Raw genomic sequence first — 14,603 nt, forward strand, 5'->3', positions numbered from 1 at the left:
GGCAGAGGTTGCGTTGCCGCCCGCCCGTCAGGCCGGCGCCACCTCGGCCTCCATCTCCTCGATGATCGCGGTCAGGCGTTCGACGACGTCCGGATTCCGGCTGGCCAGGTTGTAGCTCTCCCCCGAGTCCCGCTCGAGGTCGTACAGCTCTGGTAGACGCCGGGTGGTCTCGTCCTGGCGCTGGGCGTGCAGCTTCCAGCGGCCGTCGCGAACGGCGGAGAGACTGCCGTCGTCGTCGTCGAAGTAGTAGATCGGAGTGCGCGGCACACTGCGCCGTCCTTCGAGGACGGCCCGCACGTTGGTGCCGTCAAGGGTCACGTCCGGGTCCGGCTCCACACCGGCGTAGGAACACAGAGTCGGCAGCAGGTCGATGACCGTCACCGGGAAGTCGTGCTCGCGGCGGCGCGGGACCACCCCGGGCCACCGGACGATGAACGGCACCCGGAGACCGCCCTCGTAGGTCCCGATCTTGCGTCCGCGGAAGGGACCGCTGCTGCCGTCGAACCACGGCCCGTTGTCGCTGGTGACGATCACGAGCGTGTTCTCGTCCAGGCCACGGGAGGACAGCGCCTCGAACAGCACGCCGAGGTAGTGGTCCAGGGATTCGACGACGTCGCCGTACTCACCGGCCTCGGACTGGCCGTCGAAGCGTGACTCGACGGCGAGCGGGAGGTGCGGCATGGTCTCGGCGAGATAGATGAAGAACGGGTCGTCCCCGGCGCGGTCGATCGCGGCGATGGCCTCCTCGGTGTACCGGCGGGTCAGGGTGGACTGGTCCACCGGGTCCTCGATCATCTCCTCGTCCCGCCAGAGCTGGAACGGTGTCATGTCGTTGCTGTAGAGCGCGCCGAAGAAGTGGTCGAACCCGTGCCGAGTGGGGTTGTGCTCCGGCTGGGAGCCCAGATGCCACTTACCGATGCAGGTGGTCGAATACCCGGCCTGTTTGAGGTACTCGGGAATGGTGCGTTCGTCGGCGGACAATCCCTTGGTGTCCTCCGGGAACAGCACGTGCGGCAGTCCCGCCCGCGGCGGGACCCGGCCGGTCAGCAGTCCGGCACGCGACGGCGTGCACACCGTGTGCCCGGCGTAGCCGTGGGTGAACCGGGTGCCCTGACGCGCCAGTCGGTCCAGGTGGGGGGTGTGGATCATCGGCGAGCCGTAGCAGCTCAGGTCGCCGTACCCGAGGTCGTCGATGAAGACGACGAGGATGTTCGGCGGCCGGGATGACGGCGGGCCGGCCGACTGCGCCGCGGCCGCGGGCTCCGCATATGCCGACGTCGCACCGGCACCAGCACCGAGCATCGCCGCCGCCCCGCCGAGGAGCACGTCGCGCCTCCCGACGCCGGCCTGTCCCTGTCGTGTCATCACCACTCCTTCGTGAAATCGTTTTCAGCGACAGTAGAGCTGAGCCGCCCGACGGTCAAGGACGGAGTCTGTCCGCTACGGCTCTTCGTCAGCGCGCCGCTCGGCGCACCAACTGACTACGCGTGCGCGCCGCAGGACTCACGCACGATCAGCTCCACCGGGAACACCTGGTGGGAGGCTTCTTCGGGTGGCGAGATGAGCCGGTCGACCGCGGCCGCAGCCATCTCCTCGATGGGCTGGCGCACCGACGTCAGCCCCGGCCAGGCGTAAGCCGATTCCCACGAGCCGTCGAAGGAGATCACGGCCACGTCCTCAGGTACCCGCACGCCGCACTCGTGGAGTCCGCGCAGCACGCCGAGGGCGGTGCGGTCGGAGACCACGAACACGGCACGCGGCGGCGAGGAGAGGTCTGCCAGCTCCAGCGCCGCCTGGCGCCCGCCCTCCCGGGTGAAGTCGACGTCGAACAGCGGCGAGGCCTCCACCCCGTGCTCGGCGCAGACCTCACGCCAGGCCCGGCGCCGAGGCTCCGACCGCGGCGCGTCCCCGACGAAGCCGATACTCGAGTAGCCGTGCTCGACGAGGTGTCCCATCGCCACGGTGGCTCCGCCGAACAGGTCCGCGCCGATGCTGTTTCCGCCGCCCGGCGCCTCCTCGGTGTTGACCAGCACCCAGGGCACCCCGACGGCGTCCAGCTCGGCCGGGTCGAGCTGCTGCTCGGATGACGCAAGGAGTACGACGCCGTCGACCTGCCGGGAGGCGAACTCGCGCAGCTCCTGCATGGTGCGGGCCCGGCCTCCGCCGGGGGTACTCGCCGTGTACAGCGCGTACCCCCGGCTCGCCGCAGCGCGCTGCACGGCGTGGACGTACTCGGCAAAGATCGGGTTGGTGAAGATGGCGTCGTCGGCATCGACCGTGAGGAACGCCAGCGTCCGCGTCGACCCGGACCGCAGGGCACGCGCCGCCTGGTTGGGCCGGTACCCGAGCTCGGCGACCGCCTTGAGCACCCGTTGAGCGGTCTCCGGTGCCACCGGGGCGCCGCCGTTGAGGGTGTAGCTGACCACCGCGGCACTGACCCCCGCACGCTCCGCGACGTCCCGGCGGGTGACCGACCGACCGCCGCGACCACCCTGGCGGACCATGCGCACCTCCGGCCGTAATTCTAGGCGCGGCCGGATGTCACCGCCTCGAGCCGCTCGGGCGCGGGCCCGAGGTCGTCGATCTCGAGGCGTTCGCCGCCGCGGCGGGCCGATTCCATCGCGACCAGACCGGGCAGGGTGAACCGGGCGGCGACCCAGGCGTTGACGGTCGGCACGGCGGATTGCTCGACGGCCCGGACGAAGTCGTCCGCGAGGAGCTGGTGCGAGCCCTCGTGCCCGTTCGGGGCGTGCGCGTAGGTCTCCGGCAGCCGGCGGGTGTCCTCGTCGTGGATCGGGGCGTGCCCGGAGACGAAGCCCTTGCGCAGCGACGGCGCGACATTCGCCAGCATCGGGTCGTCCTCGCTCAGGGTCTCCCGGTTGGCGATCTGGTCCGAGACGTCACTCACGCCCTGCTTGTCCTGCCACACCGAGGTGGTCGCGAGCTGCTCGAAGCTGCCGTCGGTGCCGAAGTAGCGGAACCGGCTCTCTCGCAGCGGCGAGGGGTAGCCGACGCGCCGGAACTCGTTGATGCGCATCATGCCGCCGTCGGCGAGGTGGAACAGCGCCGTCATGTTGGAGAAGTCGTTGTCGAACATCGAGACCTCGGTGTCGAAGACGCCGTCCCCGAGGTGATCGCGCATGCCGAAGCAACTCACCGCGACGGCGTGGGTCGGGATGGCACCGAGGACCCCGCCGATGGAGTGGGTCGGGTACCACATGGGCGGGTAGCTCGCGGTCGACTTCCACGCCTCACCACCGCTGTAGCGGTAGGCGTCGTAGAAGCCGAGGTGCATGTCGTGCAGGTAGTCGCCCTCGGTGTAGAACACCCGCCCGAACTCCCCCGCCGCGAGCTTCTTGCGGGCGAAGACCGTCGCGGGGTTGTAGTAGCTCGTCTCCCCCATCATGTACGTCAGGCCAGTCCGCTCGACGGCGTCGATGATCGCGGCGATCTCCTCACGAGAGGTGGCCATCGGCACCGCCGAGTACACGTGCTTGCCGGCCTCGAGCGCGCGGACCACGAGTGGCCCGTGCGTCCACCGCTGGGTGAAGATCGCGACGGCGTCCACAGCCGGATCCGCCAGCATCGCCTCGAAGTCCGCATGCGTCCCGGCGAGCCCGAGCTCATCGACCAGACGTCCGGCGCGTTCAGGCAGCACGTCGGTGGCCGTCACCCGATCCACGCCGGGGTGCAGGTCGAACAACGAGGCGAAGTGGGCGGAGAACTGACCGGCACCGACGATGCCGAGGGTGAATCCCATGACTGAGTGCTCCTCCATCGTCGCGGCGGGACGCTAGGCATGTCCGGCCGCGACGCTAGCGGAGCGCTATTACTCGAGTCAATGACTCCTCACCTGGCTAACGTGGCGCTTTCACTCATCGAATCAACCCGTGTCACCGGTCGAGTCCGACGGGTTCGACGGGTTCGACGGGTTCGACGGCGAAAGGTTTGGCATCCCCCACCGCTACGTCCCGCCGAGCCCAGAACTCGTGATGCCCTCGATGAACCGGCGCTGCAGCAGGAGGAACGCGAGGAGCATCGGCGCCGCCATGATGACGCCCGCAGCGGCGATCATCGTGTAGTCCTGCGTGAACCCCTGCCGGAAGTTGAACAGTGCGCTCGAGACGGGCAGGTACTCGTCGGACTGGATGAACGTCACGGCCAGCAGGAATTCGTTGTAGGACTGCAGCGTGGTCGTCAACGCCACGGTGAGCAGGCCCGGCCACGCCATCGGCATCACGACCTTGAGGAACACGGTGAACTCGTTGGCACCGTCCAGCCGTGCCGCGTTCTCGTAGTCCGGTGGCATGTTCACCAGGAACGACCGCAGCAGCAGGGTCGCGAACGGTGAGAACACCGCGGCGTGAATGAGGATCAGGCCGAGATGCGTGTCGTACAGCTGCATCCGCGCCCACAGGTAGAACAGCGGGACCAGGAACAGCTGGATCGGCAGCGATGACGCCACGAGCAGGTAGACCACGACCCAGCCGCCGCCCGGCACGTCGATGCGCGCCAGAGCGTAGGCACCACAGCTCGCCACGAGACATACGAGAACAACCGTTCCGGCGACGATGACGGCCGAGTTCAGCAGACCGATACCGATACGGCCCGTGGTCCAGGCCTCGACGAAGTTCGCCCAGAGCCATTGCCGTGGCAGGCCGACCGGGTTCTCCGCCAGTTCGGACTGGGACTTCAGCGATGAGGTGAGAAACAGGTAGAGCGGCGCGAGCGAGACGAGCCCGAGGGCGACGAGCACCGCATGTCTGGTGACGGCTCCCCGACGCGGCCTCGTCGGTCCGCTCCCCCGGCCCGCGCGTCCTCGTCCGGCCTGTGTCCTCACGCCCGGAGGCGTACTGACGGCGGTCAAATGTCCCACCCCCTCCACCGGCGCAGAGCGAGGTAACCGCCGACCATCACCACGCTGATGAGCGCCAGGACGATGCCCATCGCGGCGGCGTAGCCCGCCTCGTACGTGGAGAAGGCAGTCGTGTACAGCAACGTGCCGACCACCTCGGTGGCTCCGGCAGGCCCACCGCCGGTCATGATGTAGATGTAGTCGAAGACGAGGAACGACCAGATCACCGTCATCAGCGCCATGAACACCAGCGTCGGGCGGATGCCGGGAATGGTGATGTGGAGGAACTGCTGCCATCCCGAGGCGCCGTCGAGCCGCGCCGCCTCGTAGAGGCTCGGGCTCACACTGGACATCGCCGCCATGAAGATCACCATCAGGTATCCCCACCACTGCCACGTGTTCGCCACCGCGACGGAGGCAAGCGCCGTATCCGGGTCACCCAGCAGATTCAGGTCCACACCGAGCACCGCAGTCAGTCCGTACTCCGGCGAATAGATGTTGGACCAGATACTCGCCACGACGATCGTCGCGAGCGTGTAGGGGATGAAGAACAGAACCCGGTAGATCACCTGGCCGTGCGTGGTGCGGGAGAGCAGGAATGCACCGGCAAGCGCGATCGAGATCGGCACGATGAGGAAGAACGCCGTCCACCAGAGGTTGTTCAGGAGCGCCTGGAGGAACTTCTCGTCGGAGAACAGGCGGACGTAGTTGTCCAGGCCCACGAAGTTCGCCGGTCCGAGGCCGGACCAGTCCGTGAAGGAGTACACGAAGCTCATCGCCCCAGGGGCGCCGATGACGAGCAGGTTGAGAGCAAGCAACGGCAGCAGGAAGAGCCAGCCGCGTGCCGCACGGCGCCTGCTCGGTGACAGGGTGGGGCGCATCTTTGCGCCGGTGACACTCATGCGATCACCGGCTCCGGTGTCGGCGGCACCTTGCCCTGGTCTGCTTCCTCGCGGAAGACCTCGTCGAGCCCGGTGCAGTAGTCCTGCGGGGTGAGTTGCCCGGTGATGACGCGGTCCATCTGCTCATAGATGTAGACATCGCTGCGCGGGGGCCAGAAGGTCCAGGTCAGGTAGCCGATCCGATCAGCCGCGTCGACGCCGTCGTACAGGCGTCGGATACGGGGGTCGAGCTCGTCGGGGAAGTCCCCGGGCGAGTACTCCAGCGGGATCGGCTGACTCTGCACCTCGGCAACGCTGCGCATCTGGGCGGCCGGATCGGCGAGGAGGAAATCGATGTACGCGGCGGCATCCTCCTGCCGTGGCGAGTCCGCGCTGATCGAGTACGTCGATCCGACGCCGATGGCGTACAGGTCCTGCGTCGTCTCGTCACCGAACGCGGGAAGCGGGGCCCAGTCCCAGTCCTGATAGTTGCCGGCGTCCTCGTTGAAGTACGGGGCCATCGACGTGAACGCCCAGCTCCCGACGAAGTACAGACCGGCCTCGCCGTCGACGAGCTTGGCCCACAACTCGGCCTCGCGGTTGGTGAAGTAGGCCTGGCTGCCACCTCCCATCCAGCCGCGGTCGAAGTAGTCCTTCAACAACGCGATCGACTCGACGATCCGCTCGTCCGACCACCCGATCCTGCCGGTCAGGGCGTCGTGGATCGTCTCCGGACCGGCCACGTGGTTGAAAAAGATGCTCACGAGCCATTCCGTGGTCGCCGGCCAGTCCGCGCTGCCGATGGCCACGGGCATGACGCCGGCCTCCTGGGCGGCAGCGGCGTACTCCTCGAACTCCTGGCGATTGGTCGGGACCGTCCACCCGTGTCGCTCGAACGTTCTGGCGTTGTAGACCATGATCATCGTCTCGTACGAGGTGGGGATCATGTAGCTCGAGCCGCCGAGGACGCCCGCCCCGTACGCCCACGGCTGCAGCCTCTCGCGCCACCCGTACCGCTCGGCGTAGTCGTCCAGCGGTGTGAACTTCTCGGCCTGGACGAACTCCAGGCCGTACGAAGGTCCGGCGGTATAGATCAGGTCCGGGCCAGATCCCGACGCGATGGCGGTGCGTTGCAGCCGCTGCAGCGAGTCGTCGTCGCCGCGGATCGTCAGCTGCAGCGGCGCGCCGTCGTGCTGGGCGTTGAACGGGTCGACGAAATGCCGCCGGAAGTAGTCACGTTGGCTGTCCGAGGCGAACGTGACCCACAGCGAGAGTCCGCTACCGACACTTCGCGTGGCGGACCCCTGTACACATCCGGTCAGCGCCGCACCGATTCCGGCGCCGCCGGCGGCCATCAGGAGGTGTCGGCGCGATATCTGCCGCCTGGTCACGACACCCTCGCGGCAGCCAGGCGCTCCGTACGACGCGCGAGGTCCGAGATGTGCACGCCGTCGAACCCGAACACGGCAGACCGGACGGTGTCCTCGAGGGGATCGGTCCAGTGTGCGGGGATTCCGGCGGTCCCGAGCACCGCGCCGACGACGGATCCGACCGTCGCACCGTTGGAGTCGGTGTCCAGGCCGCCCTGAACCGTCAGGGCGATGCTGCGGGTGAAGTCGCCGTCACCCCACAGCAGTGCCGCGGCGATGACCGCGGCGTTGTTCACGGTGTGCACCCAGTGGTAGCCGGCCCAGCGGCGGTCGGCGTCGGCAAGTGCCTCCTCCCAGGTGCCGCCGTCGTCGTGAATGCGGGTGACAACGGCGACCGCTTCCCGCAGGCGGCTGCGCTGCGGAATGTAGGTGACGGAGCGGTCGAAGGCCTGGCGGACACTGTCGGCGACGAGGGCCGAAGCGGTGAGGGCGGCCGCCCATTGCTCGCCGTAGATGCCGTTGCCGACGTGCGAGAGGCGCGCGTCGCGGTAGGCCTGCTTCGCGGCGAGGTCGGGCCGGCCAGGGTTGACGTAGCCGAAAATGTCGGCCCGGATGAGGGCGCCGATCCACTCCCGGTACGGATTCCGGCGTCGTGCCGCCTGCTCTGCCGGGATCTCCTCGATCAGATTCCGGTAGGCCGCTCGCTCCGCGGTGTAGGTCTGGTGATAGGGCAGGCGCAGCAGCCACTCCTCGGCCACGTCCTGCGTGGTGAAGTCGTGTCCGTACTTCTCGAGGAGGTGGAGCCCGAGGATGGTGTAGTCGACGTCGTCGTCACGGCAGGATCCATGCACGTGACCCCGGGTGGTCTGCTCCCAGTTGTCAGCCCGGAGCTCGTAACGCTCACGCAGGCCCGCGGGCGCCGGGACGTAGTCGGTCAGCGGGTAGGCACCGGCGGCCTCGAGGTACTCACGCAGCCGGGCACGCGTCCAGTAGACACCCCACTCGACCGGCTTGCCGAGCATGTTGCCGGCCACGCGTCCGCGCCAGGCGGCGAGCAACCGGTCCGCCGACACGAAGGCAGGCACCTCGTCCGGGTCATCGGCGAACTCCGCCTCGATCGCAGTGAGCTCGTCGGGTTCGTGGTAGCCGAAGCTGCGCCGCGGAGCGGCCTCGATCCGCGCCAGGAGGTCGGCCAGCTGATCCTGGTCGAGATCAGCCGCCGCCTCCGGCCGGAGGGCCGCGACGTCGTGACCGGTTTGTTCGCGCTGGTCGAGTTCGTTGCTGACGTAGTCACGCATGGTGGCGTCATCGCTCATGTGTGCGTCCTTTCGTTGTGCCGTTTCCGGCGCTACGGCGCGGCAGGTACCGCACCGGTGGTCATGAACTCCCGCACCTGGGCGGCGTCGGGCATGGATTCCTGGGCCCCCTCGCCGGTGACGGACAGAGCGGCCGCGTGCACGGCGTACTCAGCCGCCTCGACGAGCGGCGCTCCCCCGGCCATCGCGGCGGCCAGGGCGCCGCAGAAGGTGTCACCGGCGCCGGTGGTCTCCACGGCATCCACCGGCGGGGCGGGGATGTGCTCGACGTGGCGCCCGCGCTGGATCAGCGCGCCGTGAGCACCGAGTGTGGCCACCGCCTCGACCCCGGGAACCTCGGCGAGCAGCACGCGGGCCTCGTCCGGCGTAGCCGGGACGCTCGCGCTGCCGGCGAGCCCGGCCAGCTCCGGCCCGTTGACCACCAGCACGTCGACGCTCTCGAGCGTCGCCGCCGCGAGCGGCCGGAACGGTGCCGGGTTGAGGACGGTGACGGCATCGCCCGCCCGGGCGGTGGCCAGCGCAAGGGCGGTCACCTCATCGGGGACCTCGTGCTGGAGGAGCACGACGCCGTCGGCCAGGGCCGGGACGTGGTCGGGGGCCAGCAGGCCGTTCGCACCCGCATCGAGCACGATGGCGTTCTCCGCCGCATCGTCGACGAAGATCCACGCGGTGCCGGTGGGAGTGCCGGGCAGCCGCACCGCCCCGGAGACGTCCACGCCGTGCGCGGCCAGCGCCGCCAGCACCTCCTCCCCGTCCTCGCCGACGGCGCCGCACCACCTGGTGCGGGCACCGAGCCGGGCGGCCGCGACGGCCTGGTTGGCTCCCTTGCCGCCGATCCGTGCCGTGACACCGCAGCTCGACTGCGTCTCCCCGGGCCGCGGCAAGCGCGGCAGCCGGATGGCGATGTCCCGGTTGACCGAGCCGACGACGGTGACCTGCGGTGGTGCCGTCGCCGTCACTGAGCCGCCGGGGTGAGCTGGGTGGCGTCGGTCCGGGCGAGCTCGGTGAGCAGCAGATCGACCAGCCGGGCGTTGTCGACGCCGACGACGATGTCGATCTCGGTGCCGGCCGGCAGGTCGATGCCGGTCGCGAGCTTGACGCCGTTCGGGTCCCAGCGAACCGGCCGGGAGCGGACCAGGCCGGTGAGCTGGACGTCGACCGCGGCGCGCTCGACGCTGACGAGCTCCGGGTCGAGCAGGACGGCGGCGGCGAGGGGGTCGTGCAGCCGGCATCCGGACATCTCCCGCTCGCTCTCGCAGTAGCGGATCCACGGCGCCGTCGTGGTGGCGAGGTACTGCGCCACCGGCGTCGACACCCCCCGGAGCCGGTCGACGTCGTCGAGCAGCAGCGTGGTGGTGATGGTGACGTCCAGCGGGACGAGCGTGATGTCGCCGCCGCTGGCGAGGACGACCTGAGCGGCTTCGGGGTCGATCCCGAAATTGAGCTCCTGGAGGAATCCCGGCACGTCGAACGCCCCGCCCATGATGACGATGCGGCGTGCGTCCCGGGCCAGGCCGGGGTGCAGCTGCATCGCGTGCGCGATGTTCGTCAGCGGGCCGACGGCGACAATCGTGATCTCCCCCGGCTCGGCGGCCACGCGGCGGGCGATCTCGGCGGCGGCCGAGTAGTCGCCGGCCGGGTCGTACTCGCCAGGCCCGGGCACCGAGGACCACAGCTCGGTGGCCTGGGGGCTGACGCGCCCGGCCTCGCGGCGCTCGGCCCAGGGTGTGGCCGGCTCGACGAGAGCGGAGGCTGCGCCGGCGTATACGGGCACGTCGGCCCCGACCTCGTCGAGCATGGTGCGTGCCACCCGGTAGCCGACGTCGCGGTGGGTGTTGCCGGTGGCGATGGTGACGGCCTCGACGTGCACCTCGGGGCTGGCCAGCAGTAGGCCGAGGGCTAGCCCGTCGTCGATGTCGGTGGCGGGCACTCCGTTGCCGGGATCGCAGTCGAGGATGACGCGGTGGGCGGGCCGGTGGGTCTCGGTGGTCATTCCTTGCTCCCTGAGGTTGCGGTGGATCCGGTGAAGTGCCGTTGGAAGAAGAGCAGCAGCAGAAGCGGGATGGCGGCGGTGAGGATCGCGGCGGCGAACATCTGGCCGAAGTCGACGCCGGTCTCCTGGGCGAAGTCCGCGATGGCGACCGGCGCCACCCGGACCGCGGGCGCGGGGGCGATGAGCAGCGGCCACAGGAAGGACTGCCACTGGAAGACGAACAGGATCAGGCCGGCGCCGATGAGCGGGCCGCGCGAGAGCGGGAGGTAGATCCGCCGGAAGACGCCGAACCAGCTCAGCCCGTCGAGCCGGGCCGCCTCGCCGAGGGAGGTCGGGATGCCCATGAAGAACTGGCGCAGCAGGAAGATCGACAAGCCGTTGCCGAGCGCCGGGAGGATGAGGCCGAGGTAGCTGTTCGCGAGGCCGAGGTCGCGGAACGTGGTGGACAGCGGGATGGCAATGGCCTCGAAGGGCACCAGGAAGCACATCACCATGAGCGCGAAGACGGCGGTCCTGCCCGGGAAGTCCAGGCAGGCGAGCGCGAAGGCCGCCAGGGCCGCCACGGCGAGTCCGAGGACCACGCTGAAGAACGCGACGATCACGGAGTTGAGCAACGCGAGGGCGAAGGGGCTGTCGAGGACGGCCGTGAAGTTCGCCAGCGTGAGTCGCTGCGGCACCACGGTCTGCCAGGTCAGTGGCGAGAGGAAGCGGAAGATGTCCTCGCCGGGGCGGACCGAGGAGACAAGCGCCCACAGCAGCGGCGCGATGGAAACCAGCGCGACGGGGACGGCGATGATCAGGGCGCGGCGGCCGGTGCGGCGTTCCCGCGCGGTGGCTGTTTCGCTCATGGTCAGTCCTTCCCGGGCAGGAGCCGGAACTGGACGGCGACGACCGCCACGACGATCACGATGAGCACGAGCGTGGCCGCGGAGGCGGCCTGCGTGTCGCCGAGCGTGTAGGCGCGGTCCGAGATGTTGTACATGATCAGGTCGGTGCTGTCCTGGGGCCCTCCTTGGGTGAGGACACGGACGGGTGCGAAGACCAGGAAGTTCGAGACGGTGTCCGCCACCAGGACGAACAGCAGCGGGCGGCGCAGGCTCGGCAGGGTGATGTTCCAGAACTGCCGCCAGCCGCCGGCGCCGTCGAGCGCGGAGGCCTCGTAGAGGGAGTCGGGGATCTCGCGGATGCCGGTCACGAGGAAGGTCATCCAGTAGCCGACGCCCACCCAGGAGCACACGATCATCACTGAGACCAGGGCCCAGCCGGGCTGGGTGAGCCACGGTACGGAGGGAAGTCCGAGGGCGTTGGCGAGCCCGTTGAGCGGTCCGTCCGGACGCAGCAGGACGAGCCAGACGATGGCGGAGACCACCTGCGGGACCGCGATCGGCAGCAGGATCAGCGTGCGCCACAGCCCGACGAACGGCAGCTTCTTGGTCAGCAGTACGGCGAGCGCCAGCGCCAGGGCGATCTGCACCGGGTTGATGATGACGGCGAACAGCAGCGTCACCCGCACCGCGTTCCAGAACGAGGGGTCGGTGAAGATGTAGGCGAAGTTCGACCAGGGTGAGCGTTCACCGCCAACAGGGACCGCCTCCGCGAGCGCGGTGATGGTCGGCATGATCCGCAGGAGCAGCAGCAGGACGACGGCGGGCAGCAGGAACCAGACGGCGGTGCGCCACATCCGGCCGCGGCGGCTCGACCTGGCGGGCGGCGTGCGGGTGTTCGGTGCGGCGTCGGTCTTCACCGGGACGTGCGTGGTCATGGGGAACTCCTTCGTTCGGCAGGCTCAGTCGTCTCGGGCGAGTTCCCGACGGCGGTCGAGCTGCCGGGTGAGCGTCTCCTGGGCGTTGGTCAGCACGCCGGCGACGTCGGCTCCCCCGTTGAGGTCGGAGAAGGCGCTGTTCATCGTGGTCTCGAACTGGACGTAGCCGACGGAGGTGGGCCGGTGACGCGCGTACTCGTCGCTGTCGGTGCGGAACAGGTCCGCGAAGTGCCGCGTCTGTTCGGGGGCGACCTCGTGCAGGGTGTCGACGTAGCCGCCGAACGCGGCGGCGTTCACCGGTGGGAGGCTGAGCACGCTGGAGGACAGCTCGGCGCCCTCGGGATCGAGGGTGGCGAACTGGACGAACTCCCGCGCGAGGTCCTGGTGCTCGCTGGTGGCGCTGATGCCGATGGCCCACGAGTCCGTCGGCGTGACCACCGGGCCGTCCGCGAAGTGCGGCATCGGGGCCATTCCCCAGGTGTCGGCGAAGTCGCCCTCCTGCAGACTGGTGATGTTCGAGGCGCTGCCGAGCAGGAACGCCGACTGGCCGGAGCGGAACACGTCGAGCATCTGGGCGGGGTCGACGCCGCGTGGGACCACGCCGTCGGCGAAGAGGGCGCGGTACCACTGTCCGAACTCGTGCCACTGCGGGGTGTCGACCTCCGGCACGAGGCTCTCCTCGCCGGCCAGTCCGGGGCCGGCGCCGGAGGATTCGATCAGCGGCTGCAGCTGGTAGTAGCGGTCGACCTGGTCCATCGCGAGGCCGTAGCGGGTCTCCCCCGCGTCGACCACCTGGTGGGCCATGTCGATGACCTCCTCCCAGGTGAGCCGGTCCGCGTCGGTGGGGCCGGGCGGCTCGACGCCGGCGTTCTGCAGCGCCTCGCGGTTGTAGAAGAGGAAGTTGCCGCTGGTCCACAACGGGTAGGACCACTGCCGGCCCTCGGCCGTGATGGAGCGGATCCCCACCTCGCTGACGTGCTCGCGCATGTCCTCCAGGTACGCGCTCTCGTCGGTGAGGAAGCCCTGCTCGACCATGCCGGCGAGCCGGGGTGGGTCCACGGTGAGCAGATCGATGCTGGTATCGCCCGAGGCCAGCCGGGCCTGGGTCTGTTCGACCATCTGCTCGAACGGGACGCTCTGCAGTTCGATCCGCACGTTCGGGTGGGATTCCTCGAACGCGTCGACGACGTTGACGAAGGCCCCGGAGTGGGCGTTGAGGAACGTCAGGGTGACGGGTTCGTCGGCCGGTGCGCTCTGGCAGCCGGCGGCGAGCAGGGCCGCGGCGATCGACGACACAGCGGCGGTGGTGCGGCGTGTGGTCATGAGGTCGGTTCCCTCTCGGGGTCTCGGGGCTCGGGGCATCCGCAGGACCGCCGCGGCACGAGGTCGAAGTTGCAGACTGCGGTCCGCGATTCCGCGGCGGGGTGCTGGATCAGTTCGATGGCTCGGGCGGCGAGCTCGTCGAACCGTTGGGTCACGGTGGTCAGGGACGGCACCGAGTACTCGGCCGCCTCGGTACCGTCGACGGCGACGACGGCGACGTCGTCCGGGATGCTCACGCCGGCCTCGTGCGCGGCACGAAGCAGGCCGAACGCCTGCTGCTCGCTGGCCACGAAGACGGCGTCCGGTGGGGTCTTGACGCCGAGCAGGGACCGGCCTGCCCGGTAGCCCCCGTGTCGGTCGAACCGGCTGTGCCGGGTGAGGTCCTCGGCGGGGGCCAGGCCGGCGGCCGTGAGCGCCTCGCGCCAACCATCGGCGCGAGCGGCGGCGGTGGGCAAGTCCTCCGGACCGGTGACGAGGCCGATCCTGCGGCGACCGTGGTGGAGCAGGTGCTCGGTGGCGAGTGCGGCAGCGGCCCGGTTGTCGATGCCGACGGCGCCCACGTCCGGCTCGCCGAGGATGCGGTCGAGGACCACGACGGGCAGTCCGGCGCGCCGCGCGGGACTGAGGTCGAGCTCCTCGTCGACGCCCACGATGACCAGGCCGTCGACGCGCCTGCCGACGAAGCTCTCGATGAGCTCGTGCTGGCGGGCGCGTTGCTCGGCCGAGTCGCCGAGAAAGAAGACGAGCCCGTGCCGGGAGGCCTCGTCCTCGAGGGCGTGGGCCAGCGCGGCGAAGAACGGGTTGGCGATGTCCGGCAGGACGAGGCCCAGGGTGTGCGTGGCGCCCGAGGCCAGCGCCCGCGCGATGCCGTCGGGGCGATAGCCGGTGGCCTCGACGGCGTCCAGCACGCGCCTGCGGGTCTCGGCGGCGACGGGTCGTGGCCCGTCGTTGAGGACGTAGCTGACGACGGCGGTCGAGACGCCAGCGGCACGTGCCACGTCAGCACGGGTCACCCGGCCCCCGGACCGCTCGCCTGCTCGCACGGACTGCTCCGTCCCTCTCGTCGTTGTCTACGCGCGTTGTCTACGCGGGTAGATGGGACG

Annotated in this window: 13 protein-coding genes; all 13 read right to left on the reverse strand. The window is 69.7% G+C overall.

Going from position 1 to position 14,603, the window contains the following annotated elements; translation table 11 throughout:
- Window positions 1-27 precede the first annotated feature (27 nt).
- A complete protein-coding gene (locus ACFSE6_RS17455) occupies window positions 28-1,365 on the reverse strand; it encodes a sulfatase family protein (RefSeq protein ID WP_388010326.1) in 1,338 nt (445 codons plus the stop codon).
- A 116-nt stretch (window positions 1,366-1,481) separates the two neighbouring features.
- On the reverse strand, window positions 1,482-2,504 hold the full coding sequence (locus ACFSE6_RS17460) for a LacI family DNA-binding transcriptional regulator (protein WP_388010329.1): 1,023 nt from the start codon (window positions 2,502-2,504) through the stop codon (window positions 1,482-1,484).
- 20 nt (window positions 2,505-2,524) lie between these two features.
- Window positions 2,525-3,760 (reverse strand): Gfo/Idh/MocA family protein, encoded by a 1,236-nt coding sequence (locus ACFSE6_RS17465; protein ID WP_388010332.1) that lies wholly within the window; start codon window positions 3,758-3,760, stop codon window positions 2,525-2,527.
- Between the two features lie 204 nt (window positions 3,761-3,964).
- Window positions 3,965-4,756 (reverse strand): carbohydrate ABC transporter permease, encoded by a 792-nt coding sequence (locus ACFSE6_RS17470; RefSeq protein WP_388010335.1) that lies wholly within the window; start codon window positions 4,754-4,756, stop codon window positions 3,965-3,967.
- 107 nt (window positions 4,757-4,863) lie between these two features.
- Window positions 4,864-5,757, reverse strand: coding sequence for a carbohydrate ABC transporter permease (locus tag ACFSE6_RS17475; protein ID WP_388010338.1), 894 nt, complete (start codon window positions 5,755-5,757; stop codon window positions 4,864-4,866).
- Window positions 5,754-7,127 carry an ABC transporter substrate-binding protein gene (locus ACFSE6_RS17480; protein ID WP_388010341.1) on the reverse strand — a complete coding sequence of 458 codons (1,374 nt, stop codon included), beginning with the start codon at window positions 7,125-7,127 and terminating at the stop codon, window positions 5,754-5,756. The genes ACFSE6_RS17475 and ACFSE6_RS17480 overlap by 4 nt, the downstream gene beginning before the upstream one ends.
- The gene (locus tag ACFSE6_RS17485; protein WP_388010344.1) at window positions 7,124-8,422 is read right to left on the reverse strand and encodes an ADP-ribosylglycohydrolase family protein; all 1,299 of its coding nucleotides are present in this window, start codon (window positions 8,420-8,422) and stop codon (window positions 7,124-7,126) included. The genes ACFSE6_RS17480 and ACFSE6_RS17485 overlap by 4 nt, the downstream gene beginning before the upstream one ends.
- Window positions 8,423-8,454: 32 nt before the next feature.
- Complete coding sequence (locus ACFSE6_RS17490; RefSeq protein WP_388010347.1) at window positions 8,455-9,381, reverse strand: ribokinase; 927 nt, start codon at window positions 9,379-9,381, stop codon at window positions 8,455-8,457.
- The gene (locus ACFSE6_RS17495) at window positions 9,378-10,415 is read right to left on the reverse strand and encodes a nucleoside hydrolase (protein ID WP_388010350.1); all 1,038 of its coding nucleotides are present in this window, start codon (window positions 10,413-10,415) and stop codon (window positions 9,378-9,380) included. The genes ACFSE6_RS17490 and ACFSE6_RS17495 overlap by 4 nt, the downstream gene beginning before the upstream one ends.
- Window positions 10,412-11,263: a carbohydrate ABC transporter permease gene (locus ACFSE6_RS17500; protein ID WP_388010353.1), complete on the reverse strand. Its 852-nt coding sequence runs from the start codon at window positions 11,261-11,263 to the stop codon at window positions 10,412-10,414. Before ACFSE6_RS17500 ends, ACFSE6_RS17495 begins: the two co-directional genes overlap by 4 nt.
- Before the next feature lie 2 nt (window positions 11,264-11,265).
- A complete protein-coding gene (locus ACFSE6_RS17505; RefSeq protein ID WP_388010356.1) occupies window positions 11,266-12,177 on the reverse strand; it encodes a carbohydrate ABC transporter permease in 912 nt (303 codons plus the stop codon).
- A gap of 24 nt (window positions 12,178-12,201) precedes the next feature.
- Window positions 12,202-13,500, reverse strand: coding sequence for an ABC transporter substrate-binding protein (locus tag ACFSE6_RS17510; RefSeq protein ID WP_388010359.1), 1,299 nt, complete (start codon window positions 13,498-13,500; stop codon window positions 12,202-12,204).
- Window positions 13,497-14,498 (reverse strand): LacI family DNA-binding transcriptional regulator, encoded by a 1,002-nt coding sequence (locus ACFSE6_RS17515; protein WP_388010362.1) that lies wholly within the window; start codon window positions 14,496-14,498, stop codon window positions 13,497-13,499. The genes ACFSE6_RS17510 and ACFSE6_RS17515 overlap by 4 nt, the downstream gene beginning before the upstream one ends.
- Between the last annotated feature and the right edge of the window lie 105 nt (window positions 14,499-14,603).

The organism is Georgenia deserti, assembly GCF_042680605.1.
Classification (GTDB): Bacteria; Actinomycetota; Actinomycetes; order Actinomycetales; family Actinomycetaceae; genus Allobogoriella; species Allobogoriella deserti.